Annotated in this window: 16 protein-coding genes; 6 read left to right on the top strand and 10 right to left on the bottom strand. The window is 68.8% G+C overall.

Features of this window, described 5'->3' with window-relative positions; translation table 11 throughout:
- Nucleotides 1-300 precede the first annotated feature (300 nt).
- The 3 genes from EJ357_RS46245 to EJ357_RS46235 all read left to right on the top strand — a co-directional run bounded on the left by EJ357_RS46245 (nucleotide 301) and on the right by EJ357_RS46235 (nucleotide 2,842).
- Nucleotides 301-1,026: a DinB family protein gene (locus EJ357_RS46245; RefSeq protein WP_126398674.1), complete on the top strand. Its 726-nt coding sequence runs from the start codon at nucleotides 301-303 to the stop codon at nucleotides 1,024-1,026.
- 75 nt (nucleotides 1,027-1,101) lie between these two features.
- Nucleotides 1,102-1,719, top strand: a complete 618-nt coding sequence (locus EJ357_RS46240) for an ATP-dependent endonuclease (protein ID WP_126398672.1) — start codon at nucleotides 1,102-1,104, stop codon at nucleotides 1,717-1,719.
- Between the two features lie 106 nt (nucleotides 1,720-1,825).
- On the top strand, nucleotides 1,826-2,842 hold the full coding sequence (locus EJ357_RS46235) for a threonine ammonia-lyase (RefSeq protein ID WP_407698455.1): 1,017 nt from the start codon (nucleotides 1,826-1,828) through the stop codon (nucleotides 2,840-2,842).
- Nucleotides 2,843-2,932: 90 nt separating this feature from the next.
- On the opposite strand, the gene EJ357_RS46230 is transcribed toward EJ357_RS46235, so the two are convergent.
- From EJ357_RS46230 to EJ357_RS46220, 3 genes are all read right to left on the bottom strand, one after another.
- The gene (locus tag EJ357_RS46230; protein WP_126398668.1) at nucleotides 2,933-3,328 is read right to left on the bottom strand and encodes a GNAT family N-acetyltransferase; all 396 of its coding nucleotides are present in this window, start codon (nucleotides 3,326-3,328) and stop codon (nucleotides 2,933-2,935) included.
- Between the two features lie 171 nt (nucleotides 3,329-3,499).
- Nucleotides 3,500-4,045 carry a hypothetical protein gene (locus EJ357_RS46225; RefSeq protein ID WP_228472825.1) on the bottom strand — a complete coding sequence of 182 codons (546 nt, stop codon included), beginning with the start codon at nucleotides 4,043-4,045 and terminating at the stop codon, nucleotides 3,500-3,502.
- A 23-nt stretch (nucleotides 4,046-4,068) separates the two neighbouring features.
- Nucleotides 4,069-5,208: a catalase family protein gene (locus tag EJ357_RS46220; RefSeq protein WP_228472824.1), complete on the bottom strand. Its 1,140-nt coding sequence runs from the start codon at nucleotides 5,206-5,208 to the stop codon at nucleotides 4,069-4,071.
- A gap of 208 nt (nucleotides 5,209-5,416) precedes the next feature.
- On the opposite strand from EJ357_RS46220, the gene EJ357_RS46215 reads away from it, so the two are divergent.
- Together EJ357_RS46215 and EJ357_RS46210 are read left to right on the top strand one after the other, a co-directional pair.
- Nucleotides 5,417-5,926, top strand: a complete 510-nt coding sequence (locus EJ357_RS46215) for a DUF485 domain-containing protein (protein ID WP_126398666.1) — start codon at nucleotides 5,417-5,419, stop codon at nucleotides 5,924-5,926.
- Nucleotides 5,923-7,539 (top strand): sodium/solute symporter, encoded by a 1,617-nt coding sequence (locus tag EJ357_RS46210; protein ID WP_126398664.1) that lies wholly within the window; start codon nucleotides 5,923-5,925, stop codon nucleotides 7,537-7,539. Before EJ357_RS46215 ends, EJ357_RS46210 begins: the two co-directional genes overlap by 4 nt.
- A 64-nt stretch (nucleotides 7,540-7,603) precedes the next feature.
- On the opposite strand, the gene EJ357_RS46205 is transcribed toward EJ357_RS46210, so the two are convergent.
- From EJ357_RS46205 to EJ357_RS46180, 7 genes are all read right to left on the bottom strand, one after another.
- Entirely contained in the window at nucleotides 7,604-10,024 is a 2,421-nt protein-coding gene (locus EJ357_RS46205) for a SpoIIE family protein phosphatase (protein ID WP_175647775.1), read from the bottom strand.
- A 588-nt stretch (nucleotides 10,025-10,612) separates the two neighbouring features.
- Nucleotides 10,613-10,768 carry a hypothetical protein gene (locus tag EJ357_RS49960; protein WP_228472823.1) on the bottom strand — a complete coding sequence of 52 codons (156 nt, stop codon included), beginning with the start codon at nucleotides 10,766-10,768 and terminating at the stop codon, nucleotides 10,613-10,615.
- Between the two features lie 23 nt (nucleotides 10,769-10,791).
- Entirely contained in the window at nucleotides 10,792-11,544 is a 753-nt protein-coding gene (locus EJ357_RS46200) for a phosphotransferase family protein (protein WP_228472822.1), read from the bottom strand.
- Nucleotides 11,537-12,319, bottom strand: a complete 783-nt coding sequence (locus EJ357_RS46195) for an SDR family oxidoreductase (protein WP_126398660.1) — start codon at nucleotides 12,317-12,319, stop codon at nucleotides 11,537-11,539. The genes EJ357_RS46200 and EJ357_RS46195 overlap by 8 nt, the downstream gene beginning before the upstream one ends.
- 1 nt (nucleotide 12,320) lies before the next feature.
- Nucleotides 12,321-13,550 (bottom strand): acyl-CoA dehydrogenase family protein, encoded by a 1,230-nt coding sequence (locus EJ357_RS46190; protein ID WP_126398658.1) that lies wholly within the window; start codon nucleotides 13,548-13,550, stop codon nucleotides 12,321-12,323.
- Nucleotides 13,537-14,349: an enoyl-CoA hydratase-related protein gene (locus EJ357_RS46185; protein ID WP_126398656.1), complete on the bottom strand. Its 813-nt coding sequence runs from the start codon at nucleotides 14,347-14,349 to the stop codon at nucleotides 13,537-13,539. Before EJ357_RS46185 ends, EJ357_RS46190 begins: the two co-directional genes overlap by 14 nt.
- Nucleotides 14,346-15,164 (bottom strand): SDR family oxidoreductase, encoded by an 819-nt coding sequence (locus EJ357_RS46180; RefSeq protein WP_126398654.1) that lies wholly within the window; start codon nucleotides 15,162-15,164, stop codon nucleotides 14,346-14,348. The genes EJ357_RS46185 and EJ357_RS46180 overlap by 4 nt, the downstream gene beginning before the upstream one ends.
- An 850-nt stretch (nucleotides 15,165-16,014) precedes the next feature.
- Here EJ357_RS46180 and EJ357_RS46175 point away from each other — a divergent pair.
- Nucleotides 16,015-17,091: an LLM class flavin-dependent oxidoreductase gene (locus tag EJ357_RS46175; RefSeq protein ID WP_126398652.1), complete on the top strand. Its 1,077-nt coding sequence runs from the start codon at nucleotides 16,015-16,017 to the stop codon at nucleotides 17,089-17,091.
- Nucleotides 17,092-17,191 lie beyond the last annotated feature (100 nt).

Genomic DNA, 17,191 nt, shown 5'->3' with positions numbered 1-17,191 from the left:
CGCTTTCGTCGGCGTGCCAGGCTGAACGCTGTGCGGGAGCAGCCCCACCGGTCGGACGGCCCGCAGCCGGTACTGGATCCCGTCGACCTGGCGTTGATCCGCCAACGGCCGCAACGCCCGCTACTGGCCGACGGGAACGAGCGGACAGGCTCCGGTGCGGGCGATGCCGTGGGCGGACCACTGCGGACCGATGCAGACCGGTGCGGACCGCCCCCTCCAAATTCTGTGGTGCTGATGGGAGTCGGCCACTAGCCTCCGGCTGAGCAGAGCGAGGTTGGTGACCGCGAGGGGGAGCCGGGCATGGAGACTGAGCGGGTGCGGGCCGACCGTTTGGGCTTGCTTCTCGAGCAGTTCGACTGCGCAAGGGAGAGAGCGCAGGTACGGCTGACGGGGCTCAGCGACGAGGAGTATCTGTGGGAGCCGGTACCCGATTGCTGGTCGATCCGGCGCCGGGGCGAGGCGGTGACTCCCAGGGCGTTCGGACCGGGCGACTGGGTGCTCGACCAGGGCGCCCCCTACATCCCGGCGGGCGAGTACGCCGAGGTCGCCCGGCAGGCAGCCGGTGGCATGTCGGTTGCCAAGATCGCCGACGACTGGAGCGTGAGCGTCGAGAAGGTCGAGGAAATCCTCAACCACAGCGGCCCACCGGAGCCCGAGGTGACCCCGGTGACGACGATCGCGTGGCGGCTTGGACACCTGCACTTCGGGTTCGCGGGCGAATGGGAATGGACCTTCGGCGAACGGCGACACGAGCCGAAACTGCTGGTCGACTTCACCCCCAGCGCCACCTTGGCACTCGAGCGCTTCTGGGCGCTGATCGACCGCTGGCGCGACAGCGTCGGCACCGTGACCGACGCGCAGCTCGACACCGTCGGCTTCTCCCAGTACCCGTACGGCTCCAACCCCGACGAGTCGTACATCGATGTGCTGTGGGGCGCCAACCTCGAATTCATCCACCACATGGCGGAGATCGCCCTCCTGCGCGATCTGTGGCAAGCCCGCTTCAGCGCGCGGGGAGAGGGGTAGAGCCGGGTCGGGATGAGAGGCACCGCGGGGGAAATTCCCTGGCGTGGGGATCGGGAGCTGGCGGAGACTCCTCTCATGGTTGACATTGGGGCGTTCCGGGAGGCGGTCACCGCGTGGGCGGCCGGCGGCCCCGACGACCGTGCACGCGAACTGGCCGCGCGGCTGCCCGTGCGGGCGGTCGTCCTGCTCGAAGGGCCGAGCGACGTGGCGGCGGTCAACGCGCTGGCCGAGCGACGCGGCCGGGATCTGGAGGCCGAGGGAATCTGCGTCCTGACCATGGGCGGTGCCATGAACGTCGGGCGCTACGCCCGTCTCCTCGGTCCACCCGGCCTGGGCCTGCGCCTCACGGGGCTCTGCGACGAAAGAGAACGGCCCTACTACACCCGCGCCTTGGAGCAGGCCGGTGCCACCCAGCCGACGTTCTTCGTCTGCGCGGCGGACCTGGAGGACGAGCTCATCCGCGCCCTGGGCACGGGCCAGGTGGAGGATCTCGTGCGAGCGGAGGGCGACCTGCGCGCCCTGCGGACCTTCCAGTCCCAGCCCGCACAGCAAGGGCGCACCGCACAGCAGCAGTTGCGGCGCTTCCTCGGCACGAAGAAGGGGCGCAAGATCCACTATGGTCGCGTCCTCGTCGAGGCCCTCGACCTCGACCGCGTGCCCACCCCGCTCGGCAGCCTGCTCGCCGGCCTCTGACAACCGGCCGACGCCCGCTTCGAGAACGGTCACCTCGTCCAACATCCCGTGGAACCCGCAGCAGCGTGATCCACCTCAACCGACCTGCGACTCCTGGCAGTTGCTCATGCGGCCAGCGCCGGTGGCGCTACGCTGCTGTGTCGTGCTGGGGACACGTCTCGATACTGCGCGCATCCGGGCGGCTCGCCGGGTGATCGATCCGATCTTCCTCGACACTCCGCTGTACCGCTGCGAGGCGCTGGAACCCGGCCTCGGGTGCGCAGTGAGCATCAAGCTCGAAACAGCGAACCCGGTCCGCAGCTTCAAGGCCCGCGGCACCGAGGTAGTCGCGAGCCTGCTGGCCGACAATGCCTCGCGAGCCGTGGTGTGCGCGAGCGCGGGCAACCTTGGCCAAGCCCTCGCGTGGTCCGGTCGGGGCCGGGAGCTCGACGTCACCGTCGTGGCATCCCGCTTCGCGACTCGGGCCAAGCTTGATCGCATCCGTGCATTGGGCGCCGGGTTGGAGCTGGTGGACGGCGACCACGAGATGGCGCGCGAGCGGGCGGCGGCCATCGCACGGCACGACGGCATCCGGCTGGTCGAGGACAGCCTGGACATCGAGACCTGCGAGGGCGCGGCGACCATCGGCCTGGAACTGATGGACACCGCGCCGTCCTTCGACACCGTCCTGATTGCTCTCGGCGGCGGAGCGCTGGCCACCGGCGTGGGTCATGTCGTGAAGGCCTTGGCACCCGAAGTCGAGGTGATCTGCGTCCAGCCACTGGGCGCACCGGCGCTGACGCACTCGTTCCGCAGGCGACGTGTCGTCACCACCGACTCGACCAACACCATCGCCGACGGCGTCGCCGGCCGACGTCCCATCCCCGCCGTCCTGGACGACCTGCTCCTGGTCGCCGACGACGCCGTCCTGGTCCAGGAGGCGTCGATCATCGCCGGTATGCGGATGCTCCTCGACCACGCGGGCCTCGTCGTCGAACCGTCGGCCGCGCTCGGCATCGCCGCAATCCTCGAAGACCGTGACCGCTTCGCCGGCCGACACGTCGTCACGATCGTGTGCGGCAGCAACGTCGACGTGGACGCCTACCACCGCTGGGTCGGCGCGGCTCCCCTCACTCGCCCCTGACGTGAACGAGGCCGGGCAAGCGACCACGGCAGGGCGTCCTGATACCGCCTCTGGCCCGAAGCGTCCCGCCCAAGGGCTCGACCCACGGCATTACAGAGCAATCAGGCCGGCCGTCGTCTCGCTGAAGCCACAGGCATCGAAATAGAACGGGCGCAGGTGCTCCTCGAAGTCGACGTGAAGCCATTCGCACTGCGCGGCACGCGCTTCATCGGCTGCCGTTGCGACCAGCGCGGCACCAACTCCCCTTCCCTGGCAACGCCGGGCAACCACCGTGTCCAGGACGAAAGCATGAACTCCTCCGTCCCAGACAACGTTGACAAAGCCGACCAGAGAGCCGTCTTCCCACGCGCAGACCCAGCCGAGGCTGTGGCGCTCGAGTCGTGCTCGCCAGTCCGTCCGAGCGACCGGATGGCCAAAGCCGTCAGCATGGAGCGCATTGAGGGCGGCGTTGCCGAAGTCGCCCCGCCACTCGTACTTGATCGTCACTCCCCGATCGTAGTGTCCCTGCCAACTCCGGTGCGGATTACGGGGCAAGGAGGCGGAGCAAAGAGACTGACGTGGCCTTCGACCACACCGGAGCGCCAGGCAGTGCTACCGACGTCCTGTTCGCGATGCTCCGTGACGGAACCTTCTGCGAACCGCGGCCGTCAGCCCCAGTCATCTGACCTGCGGGTCTGCAAGGACGACGACTCGATCAGCCTCGACGTCGAAGCCGAGCACCGGATGGCCGTACTCGCCTTCCGGGTCCATGAGGACCGGCTTGCCCAACAGCCGCCCGATCTCCCGAAAGAAGCCGCAGAGCACATCAAGTCGGTCCTGGCCCTGCAACTCCCGCAGATCGACGTCGAAGTCGACTTCGTCCTCTGCCTGGAAACGGAAGATCGCCAACACATCAGCCGTCGGCCAGACCCGCAAGTCCGGGCACTCGGCATCGGCCGCACGGGACAGCACGGCCTTCGCCCGGGGCACCGGAAGCACCCTCTCTCCCTCGGAGTACTGGCACTTCCAGCCCTTCTCCGCGACAAGGTCGAGGACCGCCTGCCAGTCCTCCACCGAGGCATTCGGGACACGCACGTCCGGCAGCGACCCCATCAAGTCCAGGTCGAAGAAGCACTTCACGTCATCCCACAGAAGGTCGCTCACCCCGCCATGCTGCCCGGATCGCCTCCCCAACGCACTCCCCTTTCCCTTGACCAGGGACATAGGGGCAGCCCCCGTTGGCCGGCTCAGCCGAGCAGTTGCGCGCTGCTGACCGGCTCGCGCCGCTGTTGTCCGTTGAGGCGGTGCCGCTCGATGGACGAGCGCCGGTACACCTCCTGCCGCACCCGCTGGATCTCGCCGATCGGCCGGTGCTCCTCTCGGGAGCGCCACGGTGTGATCGACGTGGCGTCGGCGGCCTCCACGTTGTCCTCCCCGCCGATGTCCTGACGCGGGAGGTCCACACGGGCGACGGTCACCCAGGGGGACAACTCTTCGGGCCACTTCACGGAGGTGTTGTCCACCGGCATGCGCGCCAGATCGGTGTTGAGCTGCACCTGGAGCTCGAAGGAATGGTCGCGCTCCGTGGCCTCGGCAACCAGCGTCCGGCGGAACGCCTCGTTGTCCGCGCGCACGTCCACGATCTGGTGAGTGAGGGCCGCCAGGGACTCGGCCGTCGGCACGGTGCGGATCTTGGCGATGTGGTCGCCGTATCGGAAGGCACCCATGCTGTTGTACGTGTACGACAGCAGGTTCCTGCGCGGGACGGTGGTGAACGAGAGCATGGCGAACAGTTCGTCCCACAGCCAGCCGTCGGGATCGGTGAGCGTGCCCCGGCGGGTCAGGAACTCCGCCATCCAGGTCTTGCGGCGGGCGGGGTTCGCCAGGCCTTCGGGCAGCTCCGCGAACAACTCCTCGACGACCATGTAGTCGTAGGCGGTGTTCGCGAAGAAGACGTCATTGTTGATCAGGTTGAGGTCGAAGGTACCGGTGTCCGGTTCATCGGCCAGCAGTGACCGGCCAGGGACCCCGAACAACTTGATACCCATCCCGCACGCCGCGCCCAGCTGGTGGTCGGGACGCTGGTGGCCCAGACCGTTGGAGTAGCGGACGACTGCGTCGTACACAGTGGGCCGGGCGAAGATTCCCTGCCCGTGGAAGCCCCTGTTGTCACCGACCGTGACGGTTGCCTTGAGGAGTCCGTACGTCTTTCCGTGGGCGGTGCGGACGGCGCGGCCGACTGCCTCACGCTCGACCGAGGCGCCTGTGCGCTGCGCCACCTGTGCGACCACCGCGTCCAACTCCGCTTGATAGGAGGGACGTTCGACGGGGCGGTAATCCTCATAGCGGACGGGATCCATGGTGCTGCCTCTCTGTGACAGTGCCATTGCCACCCAAAACCTAGCCAGCAATTAAATTGCGCACAACATAACCTGCTGTGATGAATCACACGCCAGCCCACCCCGCGACCACATCAACCCCTAAACGTGACCCACGGCAGACTTACGGACATCCCAACCAGTCGGTATGGTGCGCCGCCTGAACCATTCTTCCTCGTTCACCCCGCGGATCCGAGCCGTAGTGGAAGGCCAGGCGATGACATACGCCGACGAGAACCGGTACCCACCATCCGCCCCTACGGGATGGCCGCTGCCGCACCCCGAGCCCTATGGGACCCCCTCTCGACACGAGACGTACGGGCAGAGCCCGTGGCCGGAGGCGTACGGGCACGACGCCCCGGGATACGAGTCGTACGGGCGGCAAGCCCCTTGGCACGCGCCCGACGCGCAGGAGACTCATCGGCACGACACCGGCCTCGCCGCCCTCCGCTCGGCCTACCGCCTGCTCCGCCGGGTCTCCACGCTCACCGCGCTCGGCTCTTTCGTGGTGTATGTCGTGCTGTCCTGCTACGCACCCGGCCTGATGGGATCCAGGATCACCGGAGAGCTGAGTCTGGGCATGGCCTTGGGCGTCCTCCAACTCGTCGTCACTTTCGCGGCGGTCTTCTGGTACGGACGCAGCGCACAACGCTCGGTGGATCCGCTGGCCCGCGCGGTCAGGGAGCGGTCGGTCCCCACCGGCCGGAACGCGGGGGCGGCGAGATGAACGACTTCAGCTCCGGGACGCAGGCCATCGTCCTGGTTCTGTTCACCACACTGGTCACCGTCACGCTGATGATGTGCGTCATGGCGGGACCGGACCGCGACGACCTGACGAACTTCTACACCGGCTACCTGTCGCTCACCCCGCTCAAGAACGGCCTGGCGATCGCGGGCGACTACATCTCAGCGGCCACGGTACTGAGCACCACCGGCATCATCGCGCTCGCCGGGTACGACGGCTATGTCCTCGCGGTCAGCACCGCCCTGTCCCTGGTGCTGCTGATGTTCCTGCTGGCCGAACCCCTGCGCAACGCCGGCAAGTTCACCATGGGCGACGTCCTGGCCCGCAACATGCCCGGCCGGGCCGTGCGGATCGCGGCCTGCGTGGTGACGCTTTCGGCGACCGTGCCCTTCCTGGTCGTCCAGCTCTCCGGAGCCGGGTCGCTGCTCACGTTCATCCTGGACATCCCGCATGCGGCGGGCGCCAGGACGGCGTGCATCGTCATCGTCGGCACTCTGATGATCATCTATGCGGCGATCGGCGGTATGAGGGGCACCGCGCTCATTCAGATGATCAAGATCGTGATCCTGCTCGGCACCAGCGTCGTCATCGCCGCTCTCGTACTCAACCGCTTCGACTGGAGCCCCGGCGACATCCTCAAGGCCGCCCAGCACGGCAGCGGCGCGGGCCCCGCCTTCCTCCAGCAGGGCCTTCAGTTGGGCACCTCGACCGTCGGCCTGCTGGACTTCGTCGGCCTCCAGATCACCGTGGTCCTCGGTGTGGCCTGCCTGCCCCACATCACGATGCGTCTGTACTCCGCGCAGGACGTCCCTGCTGTGCGCCGCTCCATGTCGTGGGCGGTCGGCACGGTCACCACGTTCTGCCTGCTCGTGATCATCATGGGTACGGGGGCGGCGGCCCTGGTGGGATCGCGGAACATCACCGCGGCTGACCCGCACGGCAGAACGTCGGTGCTCATGCTGTCGCAGGTGCTCGGCGGGACCCCCGACTCCGCGGGCGCGACGATCCTCTACTCGGCCGTGGCGGGCATGGTGTTCATCACCCTGCTGTCGTCGGTCGCGGGGATGACCCTGGCCGCGGCCTCGTCACTCGCCCACGACCTGTTCGCCCACGCGATGCGACGAGGACAGGCCGAGCCTCGTACCGAGATGACTGTGGCGGCGTGGACGAGCGTGGTCGTGGGAACCGTTTCCATCGCGCTCGCCACCATGGTGCAGAACTGGGACGTCGGCGTGTTGACCACGCTGGCCATCTGCATCGGAGCATCGGCGGTGGCACCCGCGCTCACCTACTCCCTGTTCTGGCGAGGGTTCACGCGCACCGGCCTGCTCGCCACCCTCTACGGCGGCGCGGCCTGCGCGTTGCTGCTCATGATCTTCTCCAAGGCCGTTTCGGGCACGCCGTCGGCCGTCTTCCCGGACGCCGACTTCGACCTCTTCCCCATGCAGTCCACCGGACTGGTCTCCATCCCGTTCGGCTACCTGGCGGGCTGGCTGGGCAGCCGGCTGGACCACCGGCGCCGTGCCGCCGACAGCCGCGAGCACCGGCGCCTGTACGAGGAGAGCGAGGCACGGCTGCTCGCCGCGGCCGAATGACCACGGCAGCGTGGACGGGCCGCCTCCAAGGGGCCCCTCCCGCGCCGGCCGCGCCCTGAGACGGTCAGACGGGTGTGCCGGTCAGCGGTTGTTCGGTCCACACGGTCTTGCCCTCACGGGTGTAGCGGGTACCCCAGCGCTCGGCCATCTGGGCCACCAGGAACAGGCCGCGCCCGCCCTCGTCGGTCGTACGGGCGCGGCGCAGGTGTGGTGAGGTGTGGCTGGTGTCGCTGACCTCGCACACCAGACACCGTTCACGGATCAGCCGTAGGGTCGCAGGACCGCCGGCGTAGCGGTAGACATTCGTGACCAGTTCACTGGCGATCAACTCGGTGGTGAAAGCCAAGTGCTCCAGACCCCACTCGGTCAGCTTGGCCGAGGTCAATGCTCTGGCGCGGGCGGCGCTGGCAGGCTCTGGCGGCAGGCGCCAGGAGGCGACATCGTCCGGTGGCAGCATGCGGGTGCGGGCGATCAGCAATACGACGTCGTCGCTGGGGCGTGAGGGCACGAGCGCGTCAACCACCGCCTGGCATGTCCGTTCCAGCGTGCCCGCAGGGCGGGTGAGCGCTGCGCACAGCTTCTTCAGGCCGACATCGACATCGATGTGGCGTTCGCCGATGATTCCGTTGGTGTACAGGCACAGCAGACTTCCCTCGGCCAGTTCGACGTCCTGGGTCTCGAAGGGCAGGCCGCCCAGGCCGAGCGGTGGGCCGGCGGGCAGGTCAAGCAGAGCCACCTGTCCGTCTTGAGCGCTCACCGCCGGCGGCGGATGACCGGCGCGGGCCACGGAGCATCGTCCGGAGACCGGGTCGTACACGGCGTACAGGCATGTGGCGCCGACGACCTGCTCTCCCACCGGCCGTTCGCCGACTGCTTCCTGTTCGGCCGCCAGCAGATTGACCAGGTCGTCAAGACGGGAATGGACCTCGTCCGGTTCCAGGTCGAGGCTGGCGAGCGTATGGACGGCGGTGCGCATCCGGCCCATGGTGGCGGCAGCGTGGATGCCGCGTCCCACCACGTCGCCGACGACGAGGGCAACCCGGGCGCCGGACAGGGGAATGACGTCGAACCAGTCGCCGCCCAGGCCGGGGGCCGCGCTGGCCGGCAGGTACCGCAGGGCTACCTCGACAGCCGATTGGTCCGGAACCGCCCGGGGCAGAAGGCTGCTCTGCAAGGTGAACGCGGTCTGCTGCTGCTGGGTGTAGCGCCGCGCGTTGTCGATGGCGACGGCGGCGCGCGAGGCGAGTTCCTGAGCGAGGGTGAGATCGTCCGCCTCGAAGGCATCGGGGCGGCGCGAACGCCACAAGGTCATGACGCCGAGCACCAGGCCACGCGCGGCAAGAGGCACCACGATCATTGAGTGGGCGCCCATGTCCGGAGGGTGGGCACCCTGACGGCCTTCCGTGGAGAACCAGTCGGGCGGGAGCACCGGCTCCAGGACGGGTCGTCCCTCGGCCAGGCATGCGGCCTGCGGTGTGTCGGGCCCGAACTCCACGGGCTCGCCATGGGGGTGGGGCGGGCCGGGTTGCTGGGCACCGACGCTGCATGTCCCCAGTCGGACCACGGGCCCTGCCAGGGCGCGCGTCGGTTCCTCACCGCGCGTCACCGGCTGAAGCAGGTCCACCGACGCATGGTCGGCGAGGTGGGGCACCATCACCTCGGCGAGTTCCCGGGCGGTCTCGGCAACGTCGAGGGTGGTTCCGATGCGGCTGCCTACCTGGTCGAGGAGCGCAAGCCGATGCTGGGCCCGATGGCGTTCAGTGATGTCCTCGATCATCTCGGCCACGCCCAGGATGCGGCCGGAGGGGTCCTCCATCCGGAAGGAGGACACCAACACGACTCGCTCGCGTGCCGGATCCCGCTCCAGGCGCGCGTACTGCTCGGAGTACACCAGGGGTCTTCCGGTCTCCATCACCTGGCGTACGCGGTCCACGGCCTTGCGCGCGTCGTCGGGGAGGAGCATCCGGCCGGTGGGCAGCCCCTGAAAGTCTGCTGCCGGGACGCCGCTGAACCGTTCGATGGCCCGGTTCACCCGGAGAATCCTCAGGTCGAGGCCGTGGACGACCAAGCCGATCGGGCACTGGCGGTACAGCCCGTCGAGAACAGCGCGGTCTCTTTGCCATTCCAGGACGTCCACGGCGGGTGCCCCCGCAATGACCCACTCGCGAACCCGGCCGTCGCGTGAGACCTCCTGGGCCTTGAGCCCCAGCTCCACAAGCCGCTCGTCGCGGTGCCGCAAGGTGAGCACGCCGAACCAGCCGCCGGTTCTCCTGCAGTTCACCGCGGCCTCGGTGACAGCCGGCAGATCACGGGGATCGACCAGGACCTCGAACGCCGTACGACCGATCACGGCTGTGTCCGGATGGCCGAGCAGTTCCTGAGCCCGCCGGTTCCATCCGACGACGACTCCTCGGTCGTCGAGCACCGCCAAGGCGGCGAGGTGCAGCGTGAACGGATCACCGTGGCCTTCGCTGAGCTCCGTCATCCGCTTCTCCACCGCTGGACATGACCGTGTACTCGGTCACCGATGCTCTACCGCGGGTCCTGACCGCGGCCGGTGACCGGCATGACGGCGTCCGCGGCGGTGGCTCGGCGCTCCCGAATGCACGTTGACCTGCTGACCATGCAAGCCTATTGAATCCCGGCGCAGGACACTGCCTTGTCCGCCGCGTGGCGCGGCGTGGCGGACATGAGGGATTACGGCTGGCACGGTGGCCCCTGAGGAGGAGCCGCTACGGGAATGTGCCGTGCGCAGCCCTGCCGGACCCGATGGAGGATTCCCCGGCCCGCATGCCGCCCAGGTCCAGCTGAGCTCCCCCCGAGGTGTCCCGTGCGCCTGTTGCGCGGCGCACCCGAGCATCACGTTCGCGACCTCGCCGCTGTCGAGCCCCGCACGCCGCGCGGCACACGTGATCAGGCGCGCCGTCGGCTCTTGTGCCTGGGTGTGGTCGAACGCACCCGCGGCAGGCCTTCCCGATCGGCGTACACGCCGTCGATCCGATGCCTGCTTGACTCATCACCGCTCTCTTTGCACTGTGCGTGAGTGCCGAAGTCCTGTGGGCAGGCGATCGGTTCACATACCTGCCGTGTCCGCGACTTCGTGGGCCTTCGCCACCAGTGCGTCGATCCGATCTGCGGTCGGGGTTCCGGACGCGGCTTTGTTCCGCGGTTCGTCCATCGCGCGGCGCAGGACGCCCTCCGCGATGATCGCGACCTTCCACAATCCCATCGCGTGCCAGTAGCCCAGCGCCGTCAGGTCGCGTCCCGACTCTGCCGAGTGCCCATGTCCGCCAACGGGTCCCCCAGTGTCGACAGTTCCCAGTCGAGCACGGCGGTCACCTCCCCGCTGTCGTAGGAGGTGATGACGTTGCGCACATGGAAGTCGCCGTGCACGAGCGTCAGTTCGCGCTGCTCGGGCACGGCCGCGACGAGGCGCCCGGTGAGGTCCTCCAGAGCGGGCAGCTCGCGCGTCCTGGACCTCTCCCACTGGGCCGACCACCGCTTGAGCTGACGCTGCGCATACGGCTTGTGGCCGGCCAGACCGGTCAGCCCGGTCGCCTCGAGATCGACCGCGTGGATCTTCGCCAGCGTCCGCGGCAACGACATCCCGATCGCCCGGCGACGCTCGGGCGTCAACGACCGCGCGATCGACATGCTGTCGACGACCTCGCCGGCCACGAACTCCATGAGCATCAGCGGGACATCGGCCACGACCGGATCATCGGTCAGCCCGAGCACCCGCGGGGTCGGGACGGCGGTGCTCTCCAGGGCCCCCAGAATCCGCGCCTCGCGGGCCACGTCGTGCGCCGACGCCAGCAGGCGACCGAGAGGTGGGCGGCGCAGCACCCATCTGCGGCCGTCCTGGTCCTGTACGAGATACGTCAGATTCGACTGGCCCAGCCCGATCCGCTCGAAGGCCAAGGGCCCGGCGAAGTCGACGCCGAGGGTTGCGAACCAGCGGCCCACCGCCCCGGCGTCGATTCCGACGATGTCCGTGCTAGACACTGATGCCGGCTCCATGCCTGAACGGAAGCGCGTCGCCGAGCAGTTGCCCCCCGTCGATCACCATGGTCTCGCCGGTGATCCAACTCGCGGCGTCCGAAACGAGGAAAGCGACCGCGGAGGCGATGTCGGCAGGCTCCCCTATGCGGCCAAGCGCCACCGAGGCGGACACCGCCTGCTCGTGCTCCTTCCACAGAGCCTCGGCCAGCTTGGTGCGCACCACACCCGGTGCCACCGCGTTGACGCGGACCTTCGGTGAGAGCTCCAGGGCCAGTTGCCTGGTGAGATGGATCAGTGCGGCCTTCGAGGCGTTGTACAACCCGATGTTCGCCTCGGAGGCCATGCCGCCCACCGACGCGGTGTTGACGACCGCCCCGCCGTGCTCGCCCAACCAGGCCCTCGTGGCCAGTCCCGTCCACAGGACGGGCGCCCACAGGTTCACGTCGAAGGTCTTCGCGAACCGCCCGTGATCCTGGTCGATGACCGGCCCGAAGGCAGGGTTGGTCCCCGCGTTGTTGACGAGGATGTCCAGGCTGCCGAAGCGCTCCAGCGTCAGATCCACACAGCGCTGGGCGGCCTCCTCGTCGACCGCATGCGCGCCGACGCCGACCGCTGTGCCCTTGACCTGGGCAGCGGCGGCATCCGCCGCCTCCTGGGACCGGGAGGTGAGGACGACGTTTGCGCCGGCCGCGGCGACGGCCTGGGCGATCGCCAGCCCGATGCCGCGCGAAGCCCCGGTCACGACGGCGGTACGACCGGTGAGGTCGAGTCCTGTCATCTCAGCTCACCGCCGCCGTCGCCGCGTCGCGGTACTGCCGCAGCTCCTGCTTGGCGATGGCCCGCTTGTGAACCTCGTCGGGACCGTCCGCCAGCCGCAACGTCCGCAGACCCGCGTACATCATCGCCAAGGGGAAGTCGTCGGTCACTCCCGCTCCCCCATGCACCTGGATCGCGCGGTCGACGATCTTCAACGCGATGTTGGGGGCGGCCACCTTGATGGCCGCGATCTCGGTGCGCGCTTCCTTGTTCCCGACCGTGTCCATCAGATACGCGGCCTTGAGCGTGAGCAGGCGGATCATCTCGATGTCGATACGCGCTTCCGCGATCCAGTCCTGGATGTTGGACCGTTCGGCCACCGGACTGCCGAAGGTCACTCGTGACTGTGCGCGCCGGCACATCAGTTCCAGCGCCCGTTCGGCCGCGCCGATGGCACGCATGCAGTGGTGGATACGACCGGGCCCGAGCCGGGCCTGGCTGATCGCGAAACCCTCACCCTCGCCCTTGAGCACGTCCTTGGCCGGCACCCGGACGTTCTCGAAGATGATCTCCGCATGGCCCTCTCGATCCGCGTACCCGAACACCGGGAGGTTCCGGACCACTGTGACCCCGGGGGCGTCGATCGGGACGACCATCATCGACTGCTGGCGATGTGGGGCCGCCGTGGGGTCCGTCTTGCCCATCACGATGAGCACCTTGCAGTTCTTGTGCATCGCGTTCGAGGCGAACCACTTGCGGCCGTTGAGCACGTACTCGTCGCCGTCGCGCTCCATCCGCAACTCGATGTTGGTGGCGTCGGAGCTCGCGACACGCGGCTCGGTCATCGCGAAGGCCGAGGCCATCGTTCCGTCGAGCAGGGGCTTGAGGTACTTCTCCTTGTGCTCGTCGCTGCCGAACAGCGTGAGCACCTCCATGTTGCCGGTGTCGGGCGCGTTGCAGTTGCACGCCTCGGAGGCGATGTGGCTGCGGCCCATGATCTCCGCCAGCGGCGCGTACTCCAGGTTGGTCAGACCGGGGCCCCAGTCCGGGTGCGGGTGGAACAGGTTCCACAGTCCACGCCTGCGCGCCTCCGCCTTGAGCTCCTCGAGAATCGGCGGGTGGAAGTGCGGGTCACCCGACGCGTGCATCTGCTCGTGGTACACCGCCTCGGCGGGGTAGATGCGTGAATCCATGAACTCGAGCAGATCCGCCCGGTACTTCTTGGCGCGATCCGACATCTCAAACAGGGACATCCGAACTCCTGACGGGTAGGGAGGGAAAGTTGGGCGGGCGCTTGTCCAGGTGACTGGCCACGCCTTCGACGACGTCGGACCCGCGGAAGGCCTGGAGCATGAGGCCTTCCGCCAGGGTCACGGAATCGGCGTAGGTGCCGTCCGCGTCGTTGCTCAGTCGGCTCTTGATGGTGGCCATGGACGCCGGGGAGCAGCGCCCGGCCAGATCGGCGGCGTACGCGACAGCGGCATCCACGACGCTGCCGGCGGGGACCAGGTGGTCGAGGAGTCCGACGCGCAAGGCCTCCTGGGCATCCACCATGCGACTCGACAGCAACAGGTCCGCCGCCCGGCTGTGCCCCACCAGCCGGGGCAACAGCCAGGAGATCCCGTACTCGGCGATCAGCCCGCGTTGCGCGAATGCCGTGGTGAACCGGGCCGAGGGCGAGCCGAAGCGGATGTCGCAGTAGAGCGCCTCCACCGTGCCCAGGCCTGTGGCCACCCCGTTGATCGCTGCGATCAGTGGCTTGCGCAGGGTCCGCGGAACGTCCCGCGGACGGCGCCGTGCCCGGTCCGCCGCAGAGACCTCGCCGGCCCCCTGCAGCAGTTGCAGGTCGGCTCCGGCGCAGAATCCGCGTCCCGCGCCGGTGACCACGACGGCGCGTACGTCCGGGTCGTCCTCGGCGGCGTCGAGCAGCGCGAAATAGCGGTCCTCGAGTTCGTCGGTCCAGGCGTTCGGCTTGGCGGGCCGGTTGAACGTGAGCACCAGCACCGGCCCCCGGTGGTCGGCGAGGACGAGCTCGCCCGGCGCGCCGGTCATGCCTGCGCCAGCAGGGAGCTCTGGTACCGACGCATTCCGCGCAGCCACCGGTCGTAGTCCGAGCCCTTGTTCCGGTACGTCTCCAGTACGTCTTCGTGTGGCAGGACGAGGAAGCGTTCGTCCTCGAGGGCGGCCAGGACGGCGTCGGCGACTTCGGCCGGCTCCAGGACGTCACCGGCGGAGGTGACGGCCCGCGTCGCGGCTTGTCCCAGCGCGTCCCCGGAGTCCTCCCCGGAGAGCAGCAGCTTGGTGTTCACCCCCATCGGGCACAGACAGCTGACACGGATCCCGCGATCGCCGTAGGTGACGCTGAGCCATTCGGCGAAGGCGACGGCCGCGTGCTTGGTGACGGCGTACGTGGCGGAGCCGATCTGGGTGAGCAGTCCGGCCGCCGAGGCCGTGCTGACGAAGTAGCCCTCACCGCGCTCGAGCCACCGTGGTACCAGCAGCCTTGCCGCACGGATGTGGGCTCGTACGTTGACGTCGATCGAGCGGTCCCAGTCCTGCTCGCTCGCGTCGAGGCCGGGCGCCCCGGCGATGCCCGCGTTCGCGAAGTAGAGGTCGACCGGGCCGAAGGCGCTCTCCGCCAGGCCGACCACCTGCTGGATCTGCTCGGTGTCCGCCACGTCCGCGCCGACGCTGACGGTGCTTCCCGGATGGTCGGCGTTGACCGCCTCCGCCACCGCACGCGCACCGTCCGCATCGAGGTCCGCGACGACGACCCTGGCGCCCGCGCGAGCGAGCCGTGCTACCAGCGCGCTGCCGATGCCTGCGCCACCACCGGTGACGACGGCGACTCTTTGTGCAACGTCCACAGCGAACCCTCTCGGTGGCGGGGCGTGCGAGGCCGGGGCACGGCCCCGAGATCGTGGGGCCGTGCTCTGCCGAACTGTATAGTTGAATCCGACGTCAGGTTCAATAGTGGGATGCGAGGCGCCGCGCGCAGAAGAACTACCGGACCTGCCCCAGCCGAGGGGTCGAGCGGTGCCGGGTGCTGTGAGGGAGGCGGTCCAGCCGCCGGATCAGTGGTCGTCAGGGAAGCGGAGGGCGTTCCCCAGGGCCGGGTGACCGTGGAGATGAGTTCCAGGCCCATCAGCTTCGCGTTCCGCTTGTATGCCTCGAGGTACGCGCGATTGCTCACCTCGAGTACCGCATAGGGCTTCTTTGGTGATGTCGGACAGACGGGTGTCGAGGTAGCCGTCTCGATCGAACACCTTCCGTGCGGCTTTCACCAACGCGGCTCACAGCGTTCGTCAACAGCGTCGTATTGCGGCCCCATTGCAACCTTGTGCCGCGAAGTGGGCGTGGCAGGGAGTTCATTGACTTTCGGATGGATCACGCTGAGACTCGATCACATGTATGAGGTGCCGCTCGTGACCAGTGAGCGCTTTGTCGACCTCAAGCGCGTGTCCAGCGCGCGCTGTTGATTCGACCGTCCGCCTCGCACCGCCACGCAAGGACTCCCACGATCCAGCGCTCCCCCCAGGACTTCGTCCGGTACAAGGGCAGAGCCCTGACGTGCGGTCGGCCCAACTCGCCCATGTCCGCGACCGCGGTGACGGGCACGGGCCGACCCGTCCGCCCTCTGACGCATCACTCCCCCTGAACCGGCCGGCCTCGCTGGGTGAGTTGCCGGTTGCGGCCACGCAGCGATCGGAAAGCACGATGAGCCCGGAATTTCTCTGGTACGTCCCCAACACCGTCGAGCCCGGCCATCGCGGCGACGACACCACCGCCGGCTGGGGATCGATCGAGTACTCGACAGATCTCGCCCGTGCCGCGGAGGAGCACGGCTGGGGCGGCGCCCTGCTGGGCACCGGTTGGGGACGCCCGGACACCTTCACCGTCGCCACGGCGCTGGCGGCCCGGACCACGACCTTCAAGCCGTTGGTCGCGGTCCGCCCCGGCTACTGGCACCCGGCCAACTTCGCAGGCGCGGCCGCGACGCTCGACCAACTCAGCCGTGGACGCGTCCTGGTCAATATTGTCAGCGGACTGGACAACCCTGCCGCGTATGGCGACACGAACATCGATCCCGCGCGGCGTTACGCCCGCACGCAGGAGTTCCTGCATCTGGTACGGCGGCTGTGGACCGAGGAGGACGTCACCTTCCGCGGCGAGCACTTCCAGGTGACCGCCTCCACGGTCGCACCCCGCCCGTACGCGACCGGCGAGCGGGAGCATCCGACGCTCTACTTCGGCGGGGCCTCCGAGGCGGCCGAACGGGTGTCGGCGGCCGAGGCCGACGTCCAGCTCTTCTGGGGCGAGCCGCTGGACGGGCTCGCCGAACGCATCGACCGGCTCAAGACGCTGAGCCGACGGGTGGACCGGCGGCACAAGCCCCTCCAGTTCGGGCTGCGCATCACGACGGTGGTGCGCGACACCACCGAGGAGGCCTGGCGCGCGGCCGAACAGAGGGTCGCGAAGATGGCGGCCGACGCGGGCGAGGGCGCCACCTGGACGGGAAACCGTGGGACGGCCGTCGGACAACGGCGGCTCCTCGAACTCGCCGAACGGGGCGAGGTGCTGGACACCTGCCTGTACACCACCCCGGGCAGGTTCGGCGGCGGCGGAGCCGCGACCACCTGGCTGGTCGGTTCCGCCGACGACGTGGCCGACGCCCTGGCGAAGTACCGCAAGCTCGGCATCACACACTTCGTTCTGTCCGACACCCCGTACAAGCGGGAGATCGTTCGCATCGGCGACCAGCTGCTTCCCAAGCTGCGTGAAACGCCCGAGTGACGAACAATCGCCTGGCCGCCGCGCCGAGGCCCCGCACGACAGCGGACCCTCGGCGCGGCCGCGGTTCAACGTTGCGCCGACGCACCGGAAGAGGCGCCGC

This window comes from Streptomyces cyaneochromogenes (genome assembly GCF_003963535.1).
In the GTDB taxonomy this organism is placed as follows: domain Bacteria; phylum Actinomycetota; class Actinomycetes; order Streptomycetales; family Streptomycetaceae; genus Streptomyces; species Streptomyces shaanxiensis.
This window is presented reverse-complemented; position numbering and strand designations above follow the sequence as displayed.

Coding starts and splice junctions, on each gene's coding strand:
- EJ357_RS46245 (WP_126398674.1), top strand. CDS start 301: ATGGAGACTGAGCGGGTGCGGGCCGACCGTTTGGGCTTGCTTCTCGAG.
- EJ357_RS46240 (WP_126398672.1), top strand. CDS start 1,102: ATGGTTGACATTGGGGCGTTCCGGGAGGCGGTCACCGCGTGGGCGGCC.
- EJ357_RS46235 (WP_407698455.1), top strand. CDS start 1,826: ATGCGGCCAGCGCCGGTGGCGCTACGCTGCTGTGTCGTGCTGGGGACA.
- EJ357_RS46225 (WP_228472825.1), bottom strand. CDS start 4,045: ATGTCCCTGGTCAAGGGAAAGGGGAGTGCGTTGGGGAGGCGATCCGGG.
- EJ357_RS46220 (WP_228472824.1), bottom strand. CDS start 5,208: ATGGCACTGTCACAGAGAGGCAGCACCATGGATCCCGTCCGCTATGAG.
- EJ357_RS46215 (WP_126398666.1), top strand. CDS start 5,417: ATGACATACGCCGACGAGAACCGGTACCCACCATCCGCCCCTACGGGA.
- EJ357_RS46210 (WP_126398664.1), top strand. CDS start 5,923: ATGAACGACTTCAGCTCCGGGACGCAGGCCATCGTCCTGGTTCTGTTC.
- EJ357_RS46205 (WP_175647775.1), bottom strand. CDS start 10,024: ATGACGGAGCTCAGCGAAGGCCACGGTGATCCGTTCACGCTGCACCTC.
- EJ357_RS49960 (WP_228472823.1), bottom strand. CDS start 10,768: ATGGGATTGTGGAAGGTCGCGATCATCGCGGAGGGCGTCCTGCGCCGC.
- EJ357_RS46195 (WP_126398660.1), bottom strand. CDS start 12,319: ATGACAGGACTCGACCTCACCGGTCGTACCGCCGTCGTGACCGGGGCT.
- EJ357_RS46190 (WP_126398658.1), bottom strand. CDS start 13,550: ATGTCCCTGTTTGAGATGTCGGATCGCGCCAAGAAGTACCGGGCGGAT.
- EJ357_RS46185 (WP_126398656.1), bottom strand. CDS start 14,349: ATGACCGGCGCGCCGGGCGAGCTCGTCCTCGCCGACCACCGGGGGCCG.
- EJ357_RS46175 (WP_126398652.1), top strand. CDS start 16,015: ATGAGCCCGGAATTTCTCTGGTACGTCCCCAACACCGTCGAGCCCGGC.